23 protein-coding genes are annotated in these 20484 nt (G+C 48.2%); all 23 read right to left on the bottom strand.

The genetic code is table 11. The features are described from left to right. Positions 1–18: 18 nt before the first annotated feature. On the bottom strand, positions 19–789 hold the full coding sequence (locus AC2204_RS18370; protein ID WP_318927218.1) for a DeoR/GlpR family DNA-binding transcription regulator: 771 nt from the start codon (positions 787–789) through the stop codon (positions 19–21). A gap of 210 nt (positions 790–999) precedes the next feature. Continuing rightward, the gene (glmU, locus tag AC2204_RS18365) at positions 1000–2361 is read right to left on the bottom strand and encodes a bifunctional UDP-N-acetylglucosamine diphosphorylase/glucosamine-1-phosphate N-acetyltransferase GlmU (protein WP_318927216.1); all 1362 of its coding nucleotides are present in this window, start codon (positions 2359–2361) and stop codon (positions 1000–1002) included. A 192-nt stretch (positions 2362–2553) separates the two neighbouring features. Next, positions 2554–2976 (bottom strand): F0F1 ATP synthase subunit epsilon, encoded by a 423-nt coding sequence (locus AC2204_RS18360; protein WP_318927214.1) that lies wholly within the window; start codon positions 2974–2976, stop codon positions 2554–2556. A gap of 17 nt (positions 2977–2993) precedes the next feature. Beyond that, positions 2994–4400 (bottom strand): F0F1 ATP synthase subunit beta, encoded by a 1407-nt coding sequence (atpD, locus tag AC2204_RS18355; protein WP_318927211.1) that lies wholly within the window; start codon positions 4398–4400, stop codon positions 2994–2996. Positions 4401–4432: 32 nt separating this feature from the next. After that, positions 4433–5299, bottom strand: coding sequence for a F0F1 ATP synthase subunit gamma (gene atpG / locus AC2204_RS18350; protein ID WP_318927209.1), 867 nt, complete (start codon positions 5297–5299; stop codon positions 4433–4435). 44 nt (positions 5300–5343) lie between these two features. After that, entirely contained in the window at positions 5344–6885 is a 1542-nt protein-coding gene (gene atpA / locus AC2204_RS18345; protein WP_318927206.1) for a F0F1 ATP synthase subunit alpha, read from the bottom strand. 16 nt (positions 6886–6901) lie between these two features. Further along, positions 6902–7435, bottom strand: a complete 534-nt coding sequence (gene atpH / locus AC2204_RS18340) for a F0F1 ATP synthase subunit delta (RefSeq protein WP_318927204.1) — start codon at positions 7433–7435, stop codon at positions 6902–6904. A 16-nt stretch (positions 7436–7451) separates the two neighbouring features. Continuing rightward, on the bottom strand, positions 7452–7922 hold the full coding sequence (gene atpF / locus AC2204_RS18335; RefSeq protein ID WP_318927202.1) for a F0F1 ATP synthase subunit B: 471 nt from the start codon (positions 7920–7922) through the stop codon (positions 7452–7454). Between the two features lie 68 nt (positions 7923–7990). Then, positions 7991–8248: a F0F1 ATP synthase subunit C gene (atpE, locus tag AC2204_RS18330; RefSeq protein ID WP_107285083.1), complete on the bottom strand. Its 258-nt coding sequence runs from the start codon at positions 8246–8248 to the stop codon at positions 7991–7993. A gap of 70 nt (positions 8249–8318) precedes the next feature. Beyond that, on the bottom strand, positions 8319–9107 hold the full coding sequence (atpB, locus tag AC2204_RS18325) for a F0F1 ATP synthase subunit A (RefSeq protein WP_318927198.1): 789 nt from the start codon (positions 9105–9107) through the stop codon (positions 8319–8321). 8 nt (positions 9108–9115) lie between these two features. Then, positions 9116–9505 (bottom strand): F0F1 ATP synthase subunit I, encoded by a 390-nt coding sequence (locus tag AC2204_RS18320; RefSeq protein WP_318927197.1) that lies wholly within the window; start codon positions 9503–9505, stop codon positions 9116–9118. 178 nt (positions 9506–9683) lie between these two features. Beyond that, positions 9684–10571 (bottom strand): ParB/RepB/Spo0J family partition protein, encoded by an 888-nt coding sequence (locus tag AC2204_RS18315; RefSeq protein WP_318927269.1) that lies wholly within the window; start codon positions 10569–10571, stop codon positions 9684–9686. 15 nt (positions 10572–10586) lie between these two features. Then, entirely contained in the window at positions 10587–11381 is a 795-nt protein-coding gene (locus AC2204_RS18310; protein ID WP_318927196.1) for a ParA family protein, read from the bottom strand. A gap of 16 nt (positions 11382–11397) precedes the next feature. Further along, entirely contained in the window at positions 11398–12018 is a 621-nt protein-coding gene (gene rsmG / locus AC2204_RS18305) for a 16S rRNA (guanine(527)-N(7))-methyltransferase RsmG (protein WP_318927195.1), read from the bottom strand. 9 nt (positions 12019–12027) lie between these two features. Continuing rightward, a complete protein-coding gene (gene mnmG, locus AC2204_RS18300; RefSeq protein ID WP_318927194.1) occupies positions 12028–13917 on the bottom strand; it encodes a tRNA uridine-5-carboxymethylaminomethyl(34) synthesis enzyme MnmG in 1890 nt (629 codons plus the stop codon). 427 nt (positions 13918–14344) lie between these two features. Continuing rightward, positions 14345–14791 carry an FMN-binding protein MioC gene (mioC, locus tag AC2204_RS18295; protein ID WP_318927193.1) on the bottom strand — a complete coding sequence of 149 codons (447 nt, stop codon included), beginning with the start codon at positions 14789–14791 and terminating at the stop codon, positions 14345–14347. Positions 14792–14946: 155 nt separating this feature from the next. Then, the gene (mnmE, locus tag AC2204_RS18290; RefSeq protein ID WP_318927191.1) at positions 14947–16314 is read right to left on the bottom strand and encodes a tRNA uridine-5-carboxymethylaminomethyl(34) synthesis GTPase MnmE; all 1368 of its coding nucleotides are present in this window, start codon (positions 16312–16314) and stop codon (positions 14947–14949) included. Between the two features lie 233 nt (positions 16315–16547). Further along, entirely contained in the window at positions 16548–18164 is a 1617-nt protein-coding gene (gene yidC, locus AC2204_RS18285) for a membrane protein insertase YidC (protein ID WP_318927189.1), read from the bottom strand. Between the two features lie 2 nt (positions 18165–18166). Beyond that, a complete protein-coding gene (gene yidD / locus AC2204_RS18280; protein WP_318927187.1) occupies positions 18167–18424 on the bottom strand; it encodes a membrane protein insertion efficiency factor YidD in 258 nt (85 codons plus the stop codon). Beyond that, on the bottom strand, positions 18391–18747 hold the full coding sequence (rnpA, locus tag AC2204_RS18275) for a ribonuclease P protein component (RefSeq protein WP_318927186.1): 357 nt from the start codon (positions 18745–18747) through the stop codon (positions 18391–18393). Before rnpA ends, yidD begins: the two co-directional genes overlap by 34 nt. Positions 18748–18759: 12 nt before the next feature. Continuing rightward, a complete protein-coding gene (gene rpmH, locus AC2204_RS18270) occupies positions 18760–18894 on the bottom strand; it encodes a 50S ribosomal protein L34 (RefSeq protein WP_045037224.1) in 135 nt (44 codons plus the stop codon). A gap of 150 nt (positions 18895–19044) precedes the next feature. Then, positions 19045–19815 (bottom strand): amino acid ABC transporter ATP-binding protein, encoded by a 771-nt coding sequence (locus AC2204_RS18265; RefSeq protein WP_318927184.1) that lies wholly within the window; start codon positions 19813–19815, stop codon positions 19045–19047. Beyond that, positions 19812–20483 (bottom strand): amino acid ABC transporter permease, encoded by a 672-nt coding sequence (locus AC2204_RS18260; protein ID WP_318927182.1) that lies wholly within the window; start codon positions 20481–20483, stop codon positions 19812–19814. The genes AC2204_RS18265 and AC2204_RS18260 overlap by 4 nt, the downstream gene beginning before the upstream one ends. Between the last annotated feature and the right edge of the window lies 1 nt (position 20484).

The following is a 20484-nucleotide window of genomic DNA, read 5'->3' as shown; positions in this document are numbered from 1 at the left end:
CGTATTAACTCCTAATTCTTATTCAACCGATGCGCAGATAACCTGCACACCTTGCTGTTCTATTTGTTCTTTTGCTTCAGCGCTTAAGCCGTCATCTGTGACCAAGGTACTGATGTTATTCCACGGCAACTCCATATTGGGGATCTTGCGGCCTACTTTGTCTGATTCCACCATCACCACCACTTCACGGGATACTTCCGCCATCACCCGGCTTAAACCAATCAATTCATTAAAGGTGGTGGTCCCACGACTGATATCGATACCGTCAGCGCCAATAAACAGCTGATCAAAGTCATACGACCGCAGAACAGATTCCGCAACCTGACCCTGAAACGATTCAGAATGCGGATCCCAGGTACCGCCGGTCATTAATAGGGTGGGTTCGTTTTCCAACTCATTCAGCGCGCTCGCCACATTCAGCGAGTTAGTCATCACCACCAATCCCTGCTTGGCATTGAGTAAACTGATCAGGCTGGCTGTCGTGCTGCCGCTGTCGATAATGATCCGGTTATGATCACGAATGCGCGCCGCCGCCGCCTGCGCAATGGCTAACTTACAAACTGAAATATTATCTTCGGCATCTGTTGCCACGATTTCGGATGGCATCGCAATCGCACCACCATAACGGCGAAGCAGTAAACCATTTTTTTCTAACGCGGCGAGATCTTTCCGGATGGTAACTTCAGAGGTTTTAAAGCAAGTTGCAAGTTGGTCAACGCTCACTTCGCCCTGTTCATTGACCATCCCCACAATTGTATGACGACGTTGCTGAGTATTACGCTTAGACATTATGTTTTGATTCGCTACCAACAAGTTTCGAAGTGAAACTTAATAATAGCAAATCAAAACAAATAAGATCAACAACGATTACTCTATAAACGGATGAAATATTTGAAGAGAGGAATAAATAAGAGAGCCAAAGAAACGAGAAAAGCATATCACAGATGAAAAAAAGGCAGGGAAGCCCTGCCTTTACGCAATAGATCTAATCCGCAGCAACTACTTTTGTTTTACCGGGCGTTTCCAGCCTTTGATAGTACGCGCCGGAGCACGAGTGATCACTAACTCACCTTCGCCGATATCACGGTTAATCGTCGCACCGGCACCTATCGTGGCGCCCTTGGCAATTTTAACCGGCGCGATCAGCTGAGTATCTGACCCGATAAATACGTCATCTGCAATTTCAGTCTTAAACTTATTGGCACCATCATAATTACAGGTGATCGTACCCGCACCGATATTTACCCGCTCGCCGATTTCGGCATCACCAAGATAAGTGAGGTGGTTCGCTTTAGAACCGCGACCTAAGCGGGTTTTCTTCATTTCGACAAAATTACCAACATGCGAATCACCTACCAGCTCGGCTCCCGGACGCAGGCGGGTGAACGGACCCACGGTACAGTCTTCGCCTATTGTTGCGCCTTCAATCACACTGTAAGGGCGAATAAGGGTGTTATCGTCGATCTCACAGTCTTTCAGCACAGAGCCCGCGCCAATGATAACGTTGTTACCCAGCGATACGCTGCCCTCGATGATTACGTTGACATCAATTTCCACATCCGTGCCACACTGCAGCTTACCACGCAGGTCAAAACGCGCCGGATCGCGCAGCATCACCCCTTGCTCCAACAGACGCTCGGCCTGCATCGCCTGGAATGCACGCTCAAGTCTCGCAAGTTGGATACGGTTATTGACCCCTTCCACTTCAATCGGATTAACCGGGTGTACCGCTTCAACCGCACGGCCTTCGTTATGAGCAATGGCGATAATATCTGTCAGGTAATATTCACCCTGAGCGTTTTCATTTTTCAGCTGACCTAACCAGCGTTTCAAATCGCCACCGTTGGCGACCATCACTCCGGTATTGATTTCTTTGATCTGCTTTTGCTCATCGCTCGCATCTTTCTGCTCAACAATCGCGACAACCGGGCCATTACGACGCACAATACGGCCGTATCCCATCGGATCATCAAGCACCACGGTCAGTAAAGCAATACCGCCATCAGGCTGTGCATCAAGTAAGTTGGTCAGGGTATCTGTACTGATCAACGGCACATCACCGTACAGAATTAAGACTTTCTCACTGTCAGCCAACGCGGGCGATACCTGGTTAACCGCATGGCCAGTGCCTAGCTGCTCTGCCTGCAAGACCCAGTTTACCGGCTCGTCAGCCAGCACCTGCTGCATGTGATCGCCACCATGGCCATAAACCAAATGGATGTTGTTCGCGCCCAGGTCACCACAGGTATCAATAACATGCTTAGCCATTGGTCTACCGGCCAGGGTATGCAATACCTTCGGTAAGTTGGAGTACATACGGGTGCCTTTTCCCGCGGCCAGAATCACAGCACTGAAGCTCATGACTAATATCCTTCTTGATGCATAATCGAAAATTTATCTGCCCGCATTGTATCTGCTCATCCCGCCGGGTTTAAGGGCAATCTATTAATTTTTGCCAAGTATTAACTCATATTTGATATAGATTTGTTACAACAGGGCCTTCAAAGATAAAAAAAGCGACCCTAAGGTCGCTTTTTTGCGTCATGCGTATGATTAACGTGATTTTTTCGTCAGCTCAATAACACGTAGCTGAGCGATCGCTTTCGCTAGATCACTGGCCGCTTGAGCAAAGTTGATATCGTCATGCTGATTCTTGATATGCTCCTCAGCCTGACGTTTCGCTTCTGCTGCCTTCGCTGTATCCAAATCTTCACCACGAATTGCGGTATCAGCCAGTACAGTGACTGTACTTGGCTGAACTTCAAGCATACCGCCAGAAAGATAGATAACCTCTTCCCCGCCGTGTTGCTTGGTGATTCGGACCATACCCGGTGTAATAGCGGTCAGCAGCGGTGCGTGTCCTGCGAAAATACCCAGTTCACCTTCGCTCCCGGTCACCTGAATACTTTCGGCTCGGCCAGAGAACAGTTTCTTCTCTGCACTTACTACGTCCAGATGAAAGGTTATCGCTGCCATGTCGCCTCCTACTTAGCTTAAAGCTTCTTCGCGTTTTCCAACACGTCTTCGATCGCGCCGCAGTACATAAATGCCTGCTCCGGGATGTCGTCGTATTCACCAGCAAGGATACCATTGAAGCTACGTAGCGTATCTTTCAGTGATACATAGATGCCCGGAGACCCCGTAAACACTTCTGCAACGTGGTAAGGCTGAGTAAGGAAACGCTCAATCTTACGCGCACGGGATACGGCTTGCTTATCTTCTTCAGACAGCTCGTCCATACCCAGGATTGCAATGATGTCTTTCAGCTCTTTATAACGTTGCAGAAGGCTCTGAACGCCACGAGCGGTGTCATAGTGATCCTGACCAACAACCAATGGATCCAGCATACGTGATGTGGAGTCCAGAGGGTCGATCGCCGGGTACAGACCCAGTGAAGCGATTTGACGAGAAAGTACAACTGTCGCATCCAAGTGCGCAAACGTCGTTGCCGGTGATGGATCCGTCAAGTCATCGGCTGGTACGTATACCGCCTGAACAGAGGTAATAGAACCGCTCTTCGTTGACGTGATACGTTCCTGAAGTACACCCATCTCTTCAGCCAGTGTTGGCTGGTAACCTACCGCTGATGGCATACGGCCCAATAGCGCCGAAACCTCAGTACCCGCAAGGGTATAACGGTAAATGTTATCGATGAACAGCAGTACGTCACGACCTTCGTCACGGAAACGCTCAGCCATTGTCAGGCCAGTCAGGGCAACACGCAGACGGTTTCCTGGTGGCTCATTCATCTGGCCGTAAACCATTGCTACTTTCGATTCTTCAGGTTTTTCGATGTTAACAACACCGGCTTCCTGCATTTCGAAGTAGAAATCGTTACCTTCACGAGTACGTTCACCAACACCGGCGAATACCGACAGACCAGAGTGCTGAAGGGCGATGTTGTTGATAAGTTCCATCATGTTGACGGTTTTACCCACACCCGCACCACCGAACAGACCGATTTTACCACCCTTAGCGAATGGACAAATCAGGTCAATAACTTTTACGCCGGTTTCTAGCAGCTCAGTTACACTCGACTGTTCTTCATAGCTTGGTGCTGCACGGTGAATCGCATAACGCTCTTCTTCACCGATCTCACCACACTCATCAATTGGCTGACCCAGAACGTTCATGATACGTCCTAGTGTTGCAGTACCAACTGGAACTTCAATTGGGCGGCCTGTATTTTCAACAGACAAACCACGACGCAAGCCATCAGAGGTACCCATAGCGATACCACGAACAACACCGCCACCTAGTTGCTGCTGAACTTCCAGTACTAATGTACCGTTCTCTTTCGCATCAACATGTAGGGCATCGTATACTTTTGGCACAGAGTCCTGCGGAAACTCTACGTCGACTACCGCACCGATGATCTGTACGATCTTACCTGTAGCCATCGTTAATCCTCTAAACTTATTAATTCTTCGCCTTAAACAGCAGACGCACCAGAAACGATTTCTGACAATTCTTGGGTAATCGCAGCCTGACGGGCTTTGTTATACACCAGCTGTAGATCGTTTATTAAATCTCCAGCATTATCTGTTGCCGCTTTCATCGCAACCATTCGAGCCGCTTGCTCACTGGCAAGGTTCTCGACCACACCCTGATAAACCTGGGATTCTGCATAGCGAACCAGCAAGGTCTCAAGCAGGGGCTTAGGCTCGGGCTCGTAAATATAGTCCCAAGAGTGGTTACGCTGCATTTCTTCGTCTTGTGATTTAGGCAAAGGTAGTAATTGATCAATCACTGGTTCCTGAACCATGGTATTTACAAACTTGTTGTAAACCAGGTAAAGGCGATCCAACAGGCCTTCATCATATTTCTTCAGCATCACGCCGACGGTACCGATTAGCTCATTAACGGTTGGGCTATCACCCAAGCCTGAAGTCTGAGCGACCACGTTACCGCCGTAGGTGTTAAAGAATGCAGTTGCTTTAGCGCCGATGAGCGCCATATCAACTTCTGCACCTTGTTCTGACCAACCTTGAATGTCTGTCATAGCCCGTTTAAACAAGTTAATGTTCAAACCGCCACACAAACCACGGTCAGAAGAAACAATGATGTAACCTACACGCTTGGCTTCACGCACCTCAAGATAAGGATGCTTATACTCGAGGTTACCAAGGGCGATATGACCGATCACCTTACGCATAGTTTGTGCATATGGACGAGATGATTCCATCGCATCTTGCGTTTTACGCATTTTCGATGCGGCAACCATTTCCATCGCTTTTGTGATCTTCTGCGTGTTTTGCACACTGCCGATCTTGTTACGAATCTCTTTTGCGCTGGCCATCGTTACTCTCCGTTAGTAGGTGATCGCAAGCGATCACCAACCAATTACCAAGTCTGGGTCGCTTTAAAATCGTCAACCAGTTTTACAAACTGAGCTTCAATTTCATCGTTCCACGCACCCGTTTCATCAATCTGAGATACTAGCTCAGCAAATTGACCTTTGGCATATGAAAGCAACGATGCTTCGAAATCAGCAAGCTTCGATAGCTCAACGTCAATCAAATAGCCTCGTTCAGCAGCAAAAATCACCACGGCCTGCTCAAACACAGACATTGGTGCATACTGCTTCTGCTTCATCAGTTCTGTCACTTTCTGGCCATGATCAAGCTGTTTCTTGGTCGCTTCATCAAGGTCAGATGAGAACTGTGCGAAAGCCGCTAGTTCACGGTACTGTGCAAGCGCGGTACGAATACCACCAGACAGTTTCTTGATGATCTTAGTTTGAGCAGCACCACCAACACGCGATACAGAAATACCAGGGTCAACAGCAGGACGAATACCGGCGTTGAATAGCTCTGTCTGCAGGAAGATCTGACCATCGGTGATGGAGATTACGTTAGTCGGTACGAATGCCGATACGTCACCAGCCTGCGTTTCGATAATTGGAAGCGCTGTCAGGGAGCCGGTCTTACCTTTCACTGCACCATTCGTGAATTTTTCTACGTAGTTCTCGCTTACACGAGAAGCACGCTCAAGAAGGCGAGAGTGCAAGTAGAAAACATCACCAGGGAATGCTTCACGACCAGGTGGACGCTTAAGCAGTAGCGAGATCTGGCGGTAAGCCACAGCTTGCTTAGACAGGTCATCGTAAATGATCAGCGCATCTTCACCGCGGTCGCGGAAATATTCACCCATTGCACAGCCAGAGTATGGCGCAAGGTATTGCAGTGCCGCCGCTTCAGACGCGGATGCCACAACAACAATGGTGTTTTCCAGTGCACCGTGTTCTTCCAGCTTACGAACAACGTTGGCAATCGTTGACGCTTTCTGACCGATAGCGACATAAACAGAATAAATACCAGAACTTTTCTGGTTGATGATTGCATCGATAGCCATCGCTGTTTTACCAGTCTGGCGATCACCGATGATCAGCTCACGCTGGCCACGGCCGATTGGAATCATCGCATCAACCGATTTGTAGCCAGTTTGCACAGGCTGATCGACTGATTTACGCTCGATAACGCCCGGCGCAATCACTTCAACCGGAGAGAAGCTCTCGGTTTCGATTGGACCTTTACCATCAATAGGCTCACCTAGCGTGTTCACAACACGGCCAAGTAACGCAGGGCCTACTGGTACCTCAAGAATACGGCCAGTACCCGTAACTTTCATGCCTTCCTGAAGGTTGGCATATGGCCCCATTACAACCGCACCAACCGAGTCACGCTCAAGGTTAAGTGCCAGTGCAAAACAGCCACCAGGTAGTTCAATCATTTCACCTTGCATTACGTCAGCAAGGCCATGGATACGAATAATACCGTCGCTTACAGAAACGATAGTACCTTCATTGCGTGCTTCACTTACAACGTTGAATTTTTCAATACGTTGTTTGATCAGTGCGCTAATTTCCGTGGAATTAAGTTGCATGCTCCAATTCCCCAAATCAAGACTGCAAAGTATCGCTCAGACGGGTTAATTTACCGCGTACTGAGTTATCGATTACCAGGTCTCCAGCTCTAATTACAACCCCAGCAATCAGGGTCTCGTCTACACTGCAATTCAGCTTAACTTTACGTTCAAGACGCAATTCTAGCTTCTCTCTGATCGCGGCAAGTTGACTATCATCTAAAGTCACCGCAGAAATCACGCTGGCTTCGATAGTTTTTTCATGTTCGTTTTTCAGGAACAAGAACTCGTCACTGACATCAGGGAGCGCTGCAAGGCGTCCATTTTCAGCCATCACTTTCAATAAGTTCAGACCGAACTCGTTGAGTTGCTCGCCACACACAGAAACAAATATTTCAGTGAGCTTGTCAGCAGAAAAACCACTGTGCAAAACCTCTTGCATAGTTTCATTTTTTGCTACTTCACTTGCAAAGGTCAGCATTTCCGCCCACTGGGCTAGCTCACCATTCTCAACCGCAAAATCAAATGCTGCTTTAGCATAGGGGCGTGCGATGGTAGTCATATCCGACATGTGCTTGCCCCTTTAATTACAGTTCTGCAGTGACTTTGTTAAGAAGATCTGCATGAGCGTCTTTATCAATCGTACGCTCAAGGATTTTCTCAGCACCAATCACAGCTAGAGTTGCAACTTGTTTTCTTAACTCATCACGAGCACGATTGCGCTCTGATTCAATTTCCGCAAGACCTTGCGCAAGAATTTTCTCACGTTCAGCCTGAGCTTCCGCTTTTGCTTCATCAACGATCTGAGCTTTACGCTTGTTGGCTTGCTCAATGAGCTCGCTCGCAGCGTGTTTTGCTTCTTTCAATTGATCAGAAGCATTAGCTTGAGCCAGGTTCAGGTCTTTGGCAGCGCGATCTGCAGCTGCCAAACCGTCGGCAATTTTAGCCTGACGTTCTTCAATCGCTTCCATCAATGGTGGCCATACATATTTCATGCAGAACATCACGAATAAGAAAAAAGCGATCGCCTGACCCAGCAAAGTTGCATTCATATTCACAACGCATCTCCTTAAAAAGGGTTGCTATGGGTCCATTTGCTATTGTTTATTAAAGCTGCCAGGGGGGATTAACCCGCTAGTTGACCAACAAATGGGTTTGCAAATGTGAATAGTAGTGCGATTACGATACCGATCATTGGAACCGCATCAAGCAGACCAGCAATGATGAACATCTTAACTTGTAGCATTGGTGCCATTTCAGGCTGGCGAGCCGCAGATTCAAGGAATTTACCGCCAAGAAGTGCGAAGCCGATCGCTGTACCAAGGGAAGCAAGACCTACAATGATGCCCACGGCAATTGCAGAAAAGCTTAGTAAAGTTTCCATCACTATCTCCAGTTTATAGTTGTCGGCTAAAGTGCCAGTAAAAATTGAAAAAATATTTTACGAATAATCGTTAATGATTGTCTTCATGTGCCTGAGACAGGTACACAATAGTCAACATCATAAACACAAATGCTTGAATCGTAATGATCAGAATGTGGAAAATTGCCCACGGTACTGAACCTAGCCATTGTGCCCACCACGGCATGAGTGCCGCGATTAGAATAAACACCACCTCACCGGCGAACATATTACCGAACAGACGCATACCCAGTGAAATAGGCTTCGCAAGTAGCGATACCACTTCAAGAAGCAGGTTAAACGGGATCATGATCGGGTGATTGAACGGGTGCAAAGCCAGTTCTTTAGCAAAACCACCAAGGCCTTTCACTTTGATGCTGTAATAGATCATCAAAGCAAATACACCCAGTGCCATTGCCATGGTGATGTTAACATCAGCTGTCGGTACTACCTTAAGATAAGGAATACCCAGACCATGTTCTGCGGCATACGGAATAAAATCAATGGGCACTAAGTCCATGATGTTCATCAGCAAAATCCAACAGAAAATAGTCAGTGCCAACGGAGCTATCAGCGGGTTGCGGCCATGAAAGGTTTCTTTAACGCTGTTATCAACGAATTCAACCATAATTTCCGCAAAGCACTGTAACTTACTTGGAACCCCTGATGTCGCCTTTTTCGCTACGGAATGGAATACCCATAAAAAGGCAAGACCAGTCACTACAGAGAAAAACAAGCTATCGATATGTACCGTCCAGAAGCCACCATCACCCACTGTCAAATTTGTCAGGTGGTGAGTAATGTAGCTTGACGGCGTTAGCGCTTCACCTGGCGCACTCATAACTCATCCTATTTGTTGTTGTTAATGAATAAAACCGGCCCAAAGATATTAATACCGAGAGCCAGCAAATAGGTCAGTTTGAGGGGAACAAGTTCCACCTCTATATACAGGTAAACAATGACAAACAGGATGACTGTTATGAGGATTTTAAGCACCTCTCCACCATAAAATGATGCCATCACCAGTCGCGCCTTGCGGGCACCACTAAAGAGAAAAGCACACATGGCAAAGACGGCATTGGCTATCACAAAGATGCCGCCACCGATTAATGCCGAGATTCCCCAGTCAACACTGACAGCAAACACTGCCATTAATGCCGTTGTTAACACGGCGCCAGATTGAAGTAACAGCAACCGCTTTGCCAATTGGCGTCCCGGTCTTACTAGCGCCGATACCATGTATTCGTTCCTCGAGTCCATTCCACCACACGATTGTTGTGCTGGGAAAACTGCGAAAATTATACGGCTCATTAGATTGAATGCAATCTAATCGCCGCAAATAAATGTGTAAGATTTTACAACACTATAACCTGATCACGTGATTGTAAATTTTGCAACAAAATCCACACGTTTAAGGTCACAATTCCTGGCCGAAAATTGCAAGGATTTGCTGTAACTTGTGCGACTGGTCAAAGTTGATAATAATCTTTCCTTTGCCATTTTTCTGTTGATTAATCGCCACCTGGGTGCCTAACTGCTCACTCAGGGTATTTTCTAGCGCCTCGACCTTAGGATCGACCATTACGCCTTTTGGTTCAGCGGCAGGAGCCAGCATTTTTTTTACCAACTTTTCGGTATCACGAACAGTCAGCAACTTATTAACAACCGTTTGGGCCGTTTCTACCTGAAGGGTGGCGTCCAATGCGAGCAAAGCACGAGCGTGTCCCATTTCCAGCTGATGTTTTTCCACCATTCGCTTAACCGCAGCTTCAAGCTGGTTCAGGCGGAGTAAATTCGACACAGTCGTACGGGATTTACCGACCGCTTCCGCGACTTGCTGGTGCGTTAGCGAAAATTCATTTTGCAGCCGCTCCAAAGCTTGTGCTTCCTCAATCGCATTGAGATCTTCACGCTGAATATTCTCAATTAATGCAATCGCCACCGCAGCACGATCGTCAACAACCTTAATAATACAAGGGACTTTCTGAAGGCCAGCTTGACGAGAAGCGCGCCAGCGGCGCTCGCCGGCAATGATTTCATATTGTTGCTGCGCGACTTCGCGCACCACGATCGGCTGAATCACACCTTGCGCGCGGATCGAATCACTTAATTCCGAAAGCGCTTGATCAGACATATCTTTTCGAGGCTGATACTGACCAGGCTGAAGCAGGTGGATTGGCAAATCCTTAAGCGTGCCATCTGCCGACAGGGATTGTGCTTTTTCGGCATTTTGTTGTTTAGCCTGTGCAACCGAACTGGTTGCCAGCAGCGCATCAAGGCCCTTACCCAGGCCCCGCTTACTTATATTCATGTTCAACCCTTATGCATTCACGGTGTCGGCGTTACGTTCCATCTCTTCACGGCGGATCATTTCACCGGCCAGAGCAAGGTAAGCCTTAGCGCCACTCGAATATTTATCGTAATACATGGCAGGACGGCCATGGCTTGGCGCCTCGGCCAAACGGACATTGCGAGGGATCACGGTGCGATATACTTTTTCACCAAAGTGCTTTTTAAGCTGCTGAGAGACTTCATTCGCCAGTCGGTTACGAGGATCAAACATCGTACGGAGCAGACCTTCAATTTTGAGATCGGCATTCACCACCGCGGTCAGCTTACTGATGGTATCCATCAATGCCGTTAAGCCTTCCAGAGCAAAATATTCACACTGCATAGGGACAAGCACAGAATTTGCTGCTGTCATGGCGTTAATTGTAAGTAGGTTTAATGCCGGAGGACAATCGATAAAGATGAAATCATAGTTATCACGAACCAGCTCTAACGCATTGCGTAAGCGTACCTCGCGGGCAAACACCTCCATCAGCTTAATTTCAGCAGCAGTAACGTCACCATTGGCGGCAATAAGATGGTAGCCGCCAGTGGTGTCTGTGATCACAACGTCGTTAAACGGGGTTTCTTCGACCAGAAGTTCATATGCCGTAGCATCCACCTGATATTTATCGACACCACTGGCCATGGTGGCGTTACCTTGCGGATCTAAGTCTATGACTAAGACTTTTCTCTGCGTCGCCGCCAACGATGCGGCTAAATTGACGCAAGTGGTGGTTTTACCCACGCCTCCTTTCTGATTGGCTACAGCTATGACTTTTCCCACGAAAAAACCTCATCAATTAATCCTTTGCCGTCAAGGTTACTAAATGACGCTCCCCTTCTAACTCAGGGACTTGCAAAGATTGGACTTCAGTCACAGAACACCATTCCGGTAATTCTGCCACTTCCTGTTGACTGAACTGACCCTTTAAGGCCAGAAAATGTCCATCTGCCGCAGGCAGATGGCGGCACCATGACACCATATCGTTCATTGATGCAAATGCCCGGCTGATCACCCCATCAAACTTCAGCTCCGGCTGAAAATCCTCAACCCGGCTTTGTACGGGGGTAACATTGGCAATTTTCAGCTCATGGATCACCTGGCGAATAAATCGGATACGCTTACCTAAGCTATCAAGCAGGGTAAACGTTTTATCCGGACACATAATGGCCAGCGGTATCCCTGGCAACCCCGGACCGGTGCCGACATCAATGAAATTATCGCCCTTAAGGTAAGCACTCACGACGATACTATCCATGATATGTTTCACTAGCATATCGCGAGGATCACGAACGGACGTCAGATTATACGCCTTATTCCATTTATGAAGCAGTTCAACATAACCTACAAGTTGCTGAATTTGTTGTTCTGTGACTTGCAGTTCAGTTTGCGCGATTAGTTGTTCCAAACGTTGTTTCACTGGTGACTCCTATTCGCCTTTTTTCAGCATGCCTTGTTTTTTCAGATAAACCAGCAGTATTGAAATGGCTGCCGGAGTAATACCAGAGATACGGGAAGCCATCCCGATGGTTTCTGGTTTCGCATCATTGAGTTTTGAAATCACTTCATTTGACAGGCCTTTCACCACGCCGTAATCCAGAGCAAAGGGGAGTTTCGTTTTCTCGTGGCGCAGGGATTTCTCAACTTCATCTTTCTGGCGATCGATGTAACCCTGATATTTCACCTGAATTTCAACTTGTTCACTGGCCTGACGGTCTTCATGAGCCGGAGCAAATGTTTCGATGGTGACCAATTGCTCATAAGTCACTTCCGGCCGACGCAGGAGATCCTCACCACTGGCTTCACGCACGATCGGGGTTTTAAGGATCTTATTCAGCGATTCGGCTTGATCGGATGTCGGGTTGATCCAAATTTCTTTCAGGCGCTGACGCTCCTGCTCCATATTTTCCATTTTCTGGTTGAAACGGGCCCAGCGCGCATCATCAACCAGACCAAATTCACGGCCCACTTCGGTGAGGCGTATATCGGCATTATCTTCACGGAGCAACAACCGGTATTCGGCACGGGAAGTAAACATCCGGTACGGTTCTTTGGTTCCCATGGTCGACAGATCATCAATCAATACGCCCATATATGCCTGATCGCGTCGAGGACTCCAGCCCTCTTTTTCTTGGACCTGCAGCGCAGCGTTCATCCCCGCCAGTAAACCTTGAGCCGCCGCTTCTTCATAGCCGGTAGTACCGTTGATCTGACCAGCAAAGAACAAGCCTTGAATAAATTTGGTTTCAAACGTCTGTTTCAGATCGCGCGGATCAAAGAAATCATATTCAATTGCATAACCCGGACGCACGATATGGGCATTTTCAAAACCTTGCATCGAGCGGACAATCTGCATTTGGACATCGAACGGTAAGCTGGTGGAAATACCATTCGGATACAGTTCATGCGTTGTCAGGCCTTCTGGCTCGATGAAAATCTGATGGCTGTTTTTATCTGCAAAGCGCATCACCTTGTCTTCTATCGACGGACAGTAACGCGGACCGATCCCCTCAATCACGCCGGAATACATCGGACTGCGGTCGAGGTTATTACGGATCACTTCATGGGTTTTTTCATTGGTGTGGGTGATAAAACACGGGATCTGACGTGGATGATCCGAGGATTTACCCATGAATGAGAATGTCGGGGTTGGATTATCCCCATGCTGAGTCTGCAGCTGACTGAAATCGACCGTACGGGCGTCAATACGCGGTGGTGTACCGGTCTTCAGCCGATCAATCCGGAACGGTAATTCGCGCAGACGGTTTGCCAGTGCGATCGACGGTGGATCTCCAGCACGACCACCGTTGTAATTCTCCAGCCCGATGTGGATCTTGCCACCCAGGAAGGTACCGACCGTCAGCACGACTGCTTTAGCACGAAATTTCAGTCCCATTTCCGTTACGACGCCAACGACACGATCATGTTCAACGATCAAGTCGATAACCGCTTGCTGAAACAGCATTAAATTGGGCTGATTTTCTAACACATCACGAACGGCAGCTTTGTACAGCGCCCGATCTGCCTGGGCACGGGTGGCACGAACAGCAGGGCCTTTTGATGAGTTCAGGGTTCTGAACTGGATCCCGCCTTTGTCGATTGCTTTAGCCATCAAACCGCCGAGGGCGTCGACTTCTTTAACCAGGTGTCCTTTCCCGATCCCACCAATCGCAGGGTTACACGACATTTGACCCAACGTATCGATGTTATGTGTCAAAAGTAAGGTTTTTTGTCCCATCCGTGCGGCGGCTAATGCGGCTTCAGTACCGGCATGACCACCACCGACTACGATGACATCAAAGTTTTCCTGGTAAAACATGAAACTACCTCAGGTATTCAAACAGCCAGTGAATTATCTACGAGCAAAGGCCGATCATTCTATCCTTTTTCTGATCAAGAGAGAATCTTTAGTGACGATCATTTGATCAACCAGAAGAGGGTCTTTAAATATATATAAGATCTTTTAGAGAGATCTTCTGTTAGATCTATTATTAGGATCGCACGATCGTGTGGATAAGCCATAAATGATCCTTATGATCATGGTGTTAATGAGGATCATTTGTTGTGGAGCAGCTTGGATCATCGTGAGGATTAGCTGGGATCAAAAAAGCCACTTATCAACAGTCGCTTGGCGCTTAATAACTTGTTCAATGGATAACTACCCTTTGATCACCGTTTAGATCTATAGTTATCCACAGAGAAAAGTTTAAATTTGGCCTTAAAATGGGGTAATTAAGGGATTAAAGTTATCCACAAATGTGGTTTTTCCAGCTTAATAACCAATTTTCAGCCGGGTCTTCCGGTACCGCATGCTGTGAAACATCGATATCTAAACGCTCTCCTAGCCGGGTTGCACCGAGTGATTGAAGCTGTTTGTCGATGGTTTTACCTGCCGCGCAGAACGTATCGTAGCTGCTGTCACCTAAGCCAATAATCCCGTACTGCAGCGATGATAAATCGGGTTTTTGCTCGCTTAGTTGCTTGATAAAAGGCTGGATATTATCAGGCAAATCGCCGGCACCATGGGTTGAGCAGACAATGAGCCAGATAGTGTCAGTGGTTAGAGCCGCTAAATCGGCCCTATAGATGACTTCTGTGGCGTGGCCATCCTGCTCCAGCAGTTCTGCCAAGTGATCGGCAACGTATTCGGCACCGCCTAAAGTGCTGCCTGTGATTAAGGTAATGTTGCTCATACTGTCCTCTGTATCAGAAATAATGACCTTGATTGTACTGCTTCATGACGGAGATAAAAGTAACTAAATATAGGGGGCACAGAGAATAAAAAGGAGGATGGGAATAATCCACAGGACAAGAAATGCCCTGTGGGTGCGATCGCATTCGGATCGTTTTATTTGCCGATACAGAACGAAGTAAAGATCCTGCCAAGAAGATCATCCGATGAAAATTCACCGGTGATCTCACTTAAGTGTTGCTGAGCCAGGCGAAGTTCTTCGGCCAGGATCTCACCGGCCATAAAGCCTTCCAGCTGGTTTTTACCTATCTCAAGGTGCTGAGCGGCCTGTTCCAGCGCTTCAAGGTGACGGCGACGGGCCATAAAGCCACCTTCAGTGGTGCCTGCGAAGCCCATGCACTCTTTCAAGTGTTCGCGCAACTCATCGATCCCCTCTCCGGTAAGGGCTGACAGGCGAACCAGGGTGGGATTATTGACATGGCAAATTCCAGCGTTTTCACCGGTAAGTTCCACTTTATTGCGGATCACGGTTAGTCCCATGCTGTCTGGCAGGCGTTCAATAAAGTCAGGCCAGATTTCTTTAGGATCGGTTGCATCAGTGGTGGTACCGTCAACCATAAACAGGACCCGGTCCGCTTGCTGGATCTCTTCCCAGGCCCGTTCAATCCCGATCCGTTCCACTTCATCCGACGCTTCACGCAGACCCGCGGTATCAATGATGTGGAGTGGCATACCATCGATATGAATATGTTCGCGCAGCACGTCGCGGGTGGTGCCGGCGATATCGGTCACAATGGCGGATTCTTTGCCTGACAGCGCATTCAGCAGGCTGGATTTACCGGCATTCGGGCGGCCGGCGATGACGACTTTCATTCCTTCTCGAATGATTGACCCCTGATTAGCTTCGCGGCGTACGGCTTCCAGAGTGGCCATAATGCCATTCAAGTCATTACTGACCTTACCGTCTGATAAGAAGTCTATTTCTTCTTCGGGAAAATCAATCGCGGCTTCAACGAAAATACGCAGGTGGATCAGTGCTTCCACCAGCTCGTTGACTCTGCTCGAGAACGCGCCCTGAAGCGATTTAAAGGCGCTTTTGGCCGCCTCCTCTGAACTGGCATCAATCAGATCGGCAATCGCCTCTGCTTGAGCGAGGTCAAGCTTATCGTTCATGAATGCCCGCTCAGAGAATTCTCCCGGCCGAGCCGGACGAATACCGTCCAGCTTGAGGATACGACGGATCATCATATCCATCAGTACCGGTCCACCATGTCCTTGCAGTTCCAGAACATCTTCACCGGTAAAGGAGTTTGGCCCTTGAAAGAATAAAGCAATGCCCTGATCCAGTGCGCTGCCGTCTTCATTTTTAAAAGGGAGGTATTCTGCATAACGGGTTTTGAGTTCACGGCCGGCCACCGCGAGTGCGACGTCTCTCGCTTTCGGGCCCGAGACGCGAATAATGCCTACACCACCACGGCCTGGCGGTGTGGCTTGAGCAACAATGGTATCAGTCTGTTCGATCATAACTTTGGCTTAGCTTTAAAAATTCGCTGCAATTGTATACCCAAACCAGCCCAATATGCAGAGTTCAGCGAGATTTTAGTCAAGGCTGCCATCGGAGTGAATAGGGGGGCGTGAGATAATGTCTATAGAGCGTAGAAGGAAAAGCGGTGCAATAGCAATTTTTGACTATCACGGGCATTAAAAAGGCGGCCAGAAGGCCGCCTTTGGGTCACAGAGTGGAGTCACAGGGCTAACTATGACTTACTGTGCAGACCTTTCTTTTCCAGTGAACGATAAATCAGCGTTTGCTGGATCAGGGTAACCACGTTCGATACCAGCCAGTAAAGAACCAGACCTGACGGGAAGAACAGGAAGAAGAACGTAAACATGACAGGCATGAACGTCATGATCTTCTGTTGCATTGGATCGGTGACTGTCGACGGGCTCATCTTCTGGATCATGAACATCGACGCACCCATCAGGATCGGCAAGATATAGTACGGGTCTTGTGCTGATAGATCATGGATCCAACCGAAGAACGGTGAATGACGCAGTTCAACCGATTCCATTAGTGACCAGTACAAGGCGATGAAAATAGGCATCTGCAGAACAATCGGCAGACAGCCACCCAGAGGGTTGACTTTCTCTTTCTTGTACAGCTCCATCATCTCCTGGCTCATACGCTGGCGGTCGTCGCCTAAACGCTCACGCATTGCTGCCAGCTTAGGCTGAAGCATGCGCATTTTTGCCATTGAGGTGTACTGTGCTTTGGTCAGCGGGTACATCGCACCACGAACGATAAACGTAAGGGTCATGATCGCGATACCCCAGTTACCGACAATACCCTGAATGAAGGACAACAGTTTATGGAGCGGGCTTGCGATAAACCATAACCAGCCATAATCCACGGTCAGGTTAAGATTAGCCGCCGTTGCTTCCATTTCTTTTTGCAGTTTCGGACCAACCCAGAGTGTGGATTTCAGGGTTTGCTCACTACCGGCAGCAATCGTCGTTGTTGGCAGACGGACACCGATATAGCCCTGGCCATTGCTGGTGCGGGTGAACAGGTTCGATGCTTCTTCTGAACGTGGGATCCACGCCGATACAAAGTAGTGTTGCAGCATGGCTGCCCAGCCATTCGCCGTTGTCATGTTCAGGTTTTTATCCTGCATGTCATCGAAGCTGTATTTTTTGTAGTTGGTATCGTCTGTTGAATAGGCGCCACCGCGGTAGGTCGGCATGGTCAGGCTGCCACCGTCATCCATCAGGTTTTGCTTCAGCTGAGCGTACATCTGGACACTTGCTGTGGCATCTGACTGGTTATTGATGGTGTATTCAACGTCGACAGCGTAGTTGTTACGCGTTAGCACGAATGTCTTGGTGTAGGTAATGCCATTTTTAACATAGGTCATTGGTACACGAAGTTCGTCCTGGCCATCAGCCAGATTGAATTCTTTTGCCTCGACCGCCAGCTGAGCACGACCCGCTGTGGTATCAATACCATTGGCCCCGATCAGGCCTGATTGGGCAATATAGCTGTGACCCGGCTCGTTTTGCAGCAGTACGAAAGGCTGGTCGGAATCAAGTTCGTCAGCGTAAGCCAGTAGTTTTGCTTCGATGACATCACCACCAAGCGTATCGACAGTAAGAGCCAGTACATCTGTATTGATAGTGATTAGGTCGTTGGAGCTGTTTTGCTCCGGAATTGGCTGGCCATCACCTGAGTGTGAAGGGACATCACCACTATTGTTAACTTGTTGCTCTACACCCTGGCCTTGTGGCTGCGGGCTATTGTCCATATTCCACTGCTGGAACAGCAGGAATGAGACAAACAGTAGGGCAATTAACAGAATATTGCGTTGGGAATCCATCGTTAATGATCTCTGTCGTTATGCTTGGTTGGCGGAACGGGGTCGTAACCACCGTTGTTTAAAGGATGACATCTTAATAGACGTTTCGCCGCGAACCAACCACCTTTTATCGCTCCATGCGCTTTTATTGCTTCAATTGCGTACTGAGAACATGTAGGGGTAAATCGACAGCGTGGTCCAATGAGTGGACTTATTGTCAGTTGGTAAAGGCGGACCAGTCGTATGACTAGCCACGCGAAGGGCGAGACAGGCGATGCCATAATTTATCTAACAACTTAAATAGCTCTTCGTTGCTCAGCTCACTGGCACTTTTCTTGGCTATCACCACAAAATCTTTGGCTGGCAGATCATGTTGCCTAAGACGGAAACTTTCGCGCACGATGCGTTTGAATTGGTTTCTGCCGACAGCAGTTTTGATCTGTTTCTTGGGAACAGCCAGACCGAGACGAGGGTGATTGAGATCGTTTGGACGAGCAAGAATAGTTAAATGAGGAGAGCCAGCACGGTGAGCTTGCTGGAAGACGTTTTTATAATGTTCGGGAGTTAACAAACGTAACTCCCGAGAGAAGGCTAGCTTATTCAAAATAATCAGAGATTACTTAGAAAGACGCTTACGGCCTTTTGCACGACGTGCATTGATTGTTGCGCGACCGTTCTTAGTTGCCATGCGTGCACGGAAGCCGTGGTTACGCTTGCGCTTTAGAACTGAAGGTTGAAAAGTGCGTTTCATGGTTTTACCTTAAATTAACTGATCAGTTTTTAAGTTTGTTACTTAGTGTCGGATGTAAAACACCCTCTACCTCAAACAAAGAGGCGGAATTGTAATCACTGACCGTTAAAGAGTCAATAATTATGCCCATATCGTGACATGGGCGGTGAATTATACTTTTTGTGAGCCAGAGCGCAAGGATCCTTCGCTGATCCCGACTTGATTCAGGAATTTTTTTAATCGAGGATCGTGTGGCTGGGTGAAGATCTGCTCCGGTTTACCCTGCTCGACAAACTCGCCATCGGCCATAAAGATCACCCGATCGGCGACTTCGCGGGCAAATTGCATCTCATGAGTGACCACCAGCATGGTCTGATGACGGGTTGCGAGCTTCTGCATCAGAGTCAATACTTCTCCGACCCATTCCGGGTCTAAAGCCGATGTCGGTTCATCAAATAACAACAGTTCGGCTTCTAAGGCCATAGCCCGGCCAATACCGATCCGCTGCTGTTGACCGCCCGAGAGGGCCGACGGGTAGGCATCGCCTCTGTCGCCTAAGCCGATGTCGTCGAGAATTTGCTGGGATCGCGCATAAGCCTCCTCTTTTTTCCAGCCTTTAACCGTGATTAGCCCTTCTGCGATATTTTGCCTGGCGGTTAAATGGGCAAACAGCGCGTAATTCTGGAATACAAAGCCGGTTTTACGGCGCAGTGCTAAAATGTCCGCTTTTGTTGCCTGCGGGCTATTGACGGCGACATCATCGATCTTGATGTGACCTAATTCGGCGGTTTCAAGGAAATTAATACAGCGAAGCAAAGTGGACTTTCCGGTGCCTGACGGGCCGATCACCACTACAATCTCACCTTTATTAATCTCTAAATTCAGATTGGAAAAAATGGTGGTTTCACCAAAGCGTTTGGTGAGGTTGCTTATTTTGATCATCGCACATATGCCTTGTTGAGTTTGGCTTCTGCCCAGTACTGTACCCGAGTCAATATCACGACCATTACCCAGTAAATCAGGGCAACAGCCAGGAAAGCCTCAAAGAATTTAAAGCTGGAAGAGGCTTCCATTTGTGCCCTGGCCATAATTTCGGTTACGCCCAGGGTGAAAGCCAGCGAGGTCGATTTAATCATGTCGATGAAATAGTTCATCAGTGACGGTAAGGCGATCCGGGTTGCCTGAGGCAAAATTATCCGTCGCATCGTCTGCATTTCCGTCATGCCTATCGATAGGCTGGCTTCCATTTGACTGCGATCGACACCAGTAATGGCTGCGCGAATACTTTCTGCTTTATATGCGGCAAAATGGAGGCTCAGGCCGATCACCGCAGCACTGAAGGCATCAAGGCCAACAAAGACCGGAAAGACCTGTGGCAGGCCGTAATACAGCAAAAAAAGCTGAACCAGCAAGGGGGTTCCGCGAAAGAAACTGATGTAAAGCTGACTGAGCTGATCGAGTACCGGGACTTTATAAACCCGGATCAGAGCCAGGCCGACGGCGATTACCAGTGCAAAGACTAATCCCCATGCCGCCATGGCGAGCGTGGTACCTAGATATTTCAGTAAGATCGGCACCAGGGATAGCATATAGTTAAAATCGAAACCCATA

The organism is Photobacterium sp. (assembly GCF_057456235.1).
The sequence above is the reverse complement of the archived record's forward strand: the minus strand, read 5'-3'. Positions and strand labels throughout refer to the sequence as shown.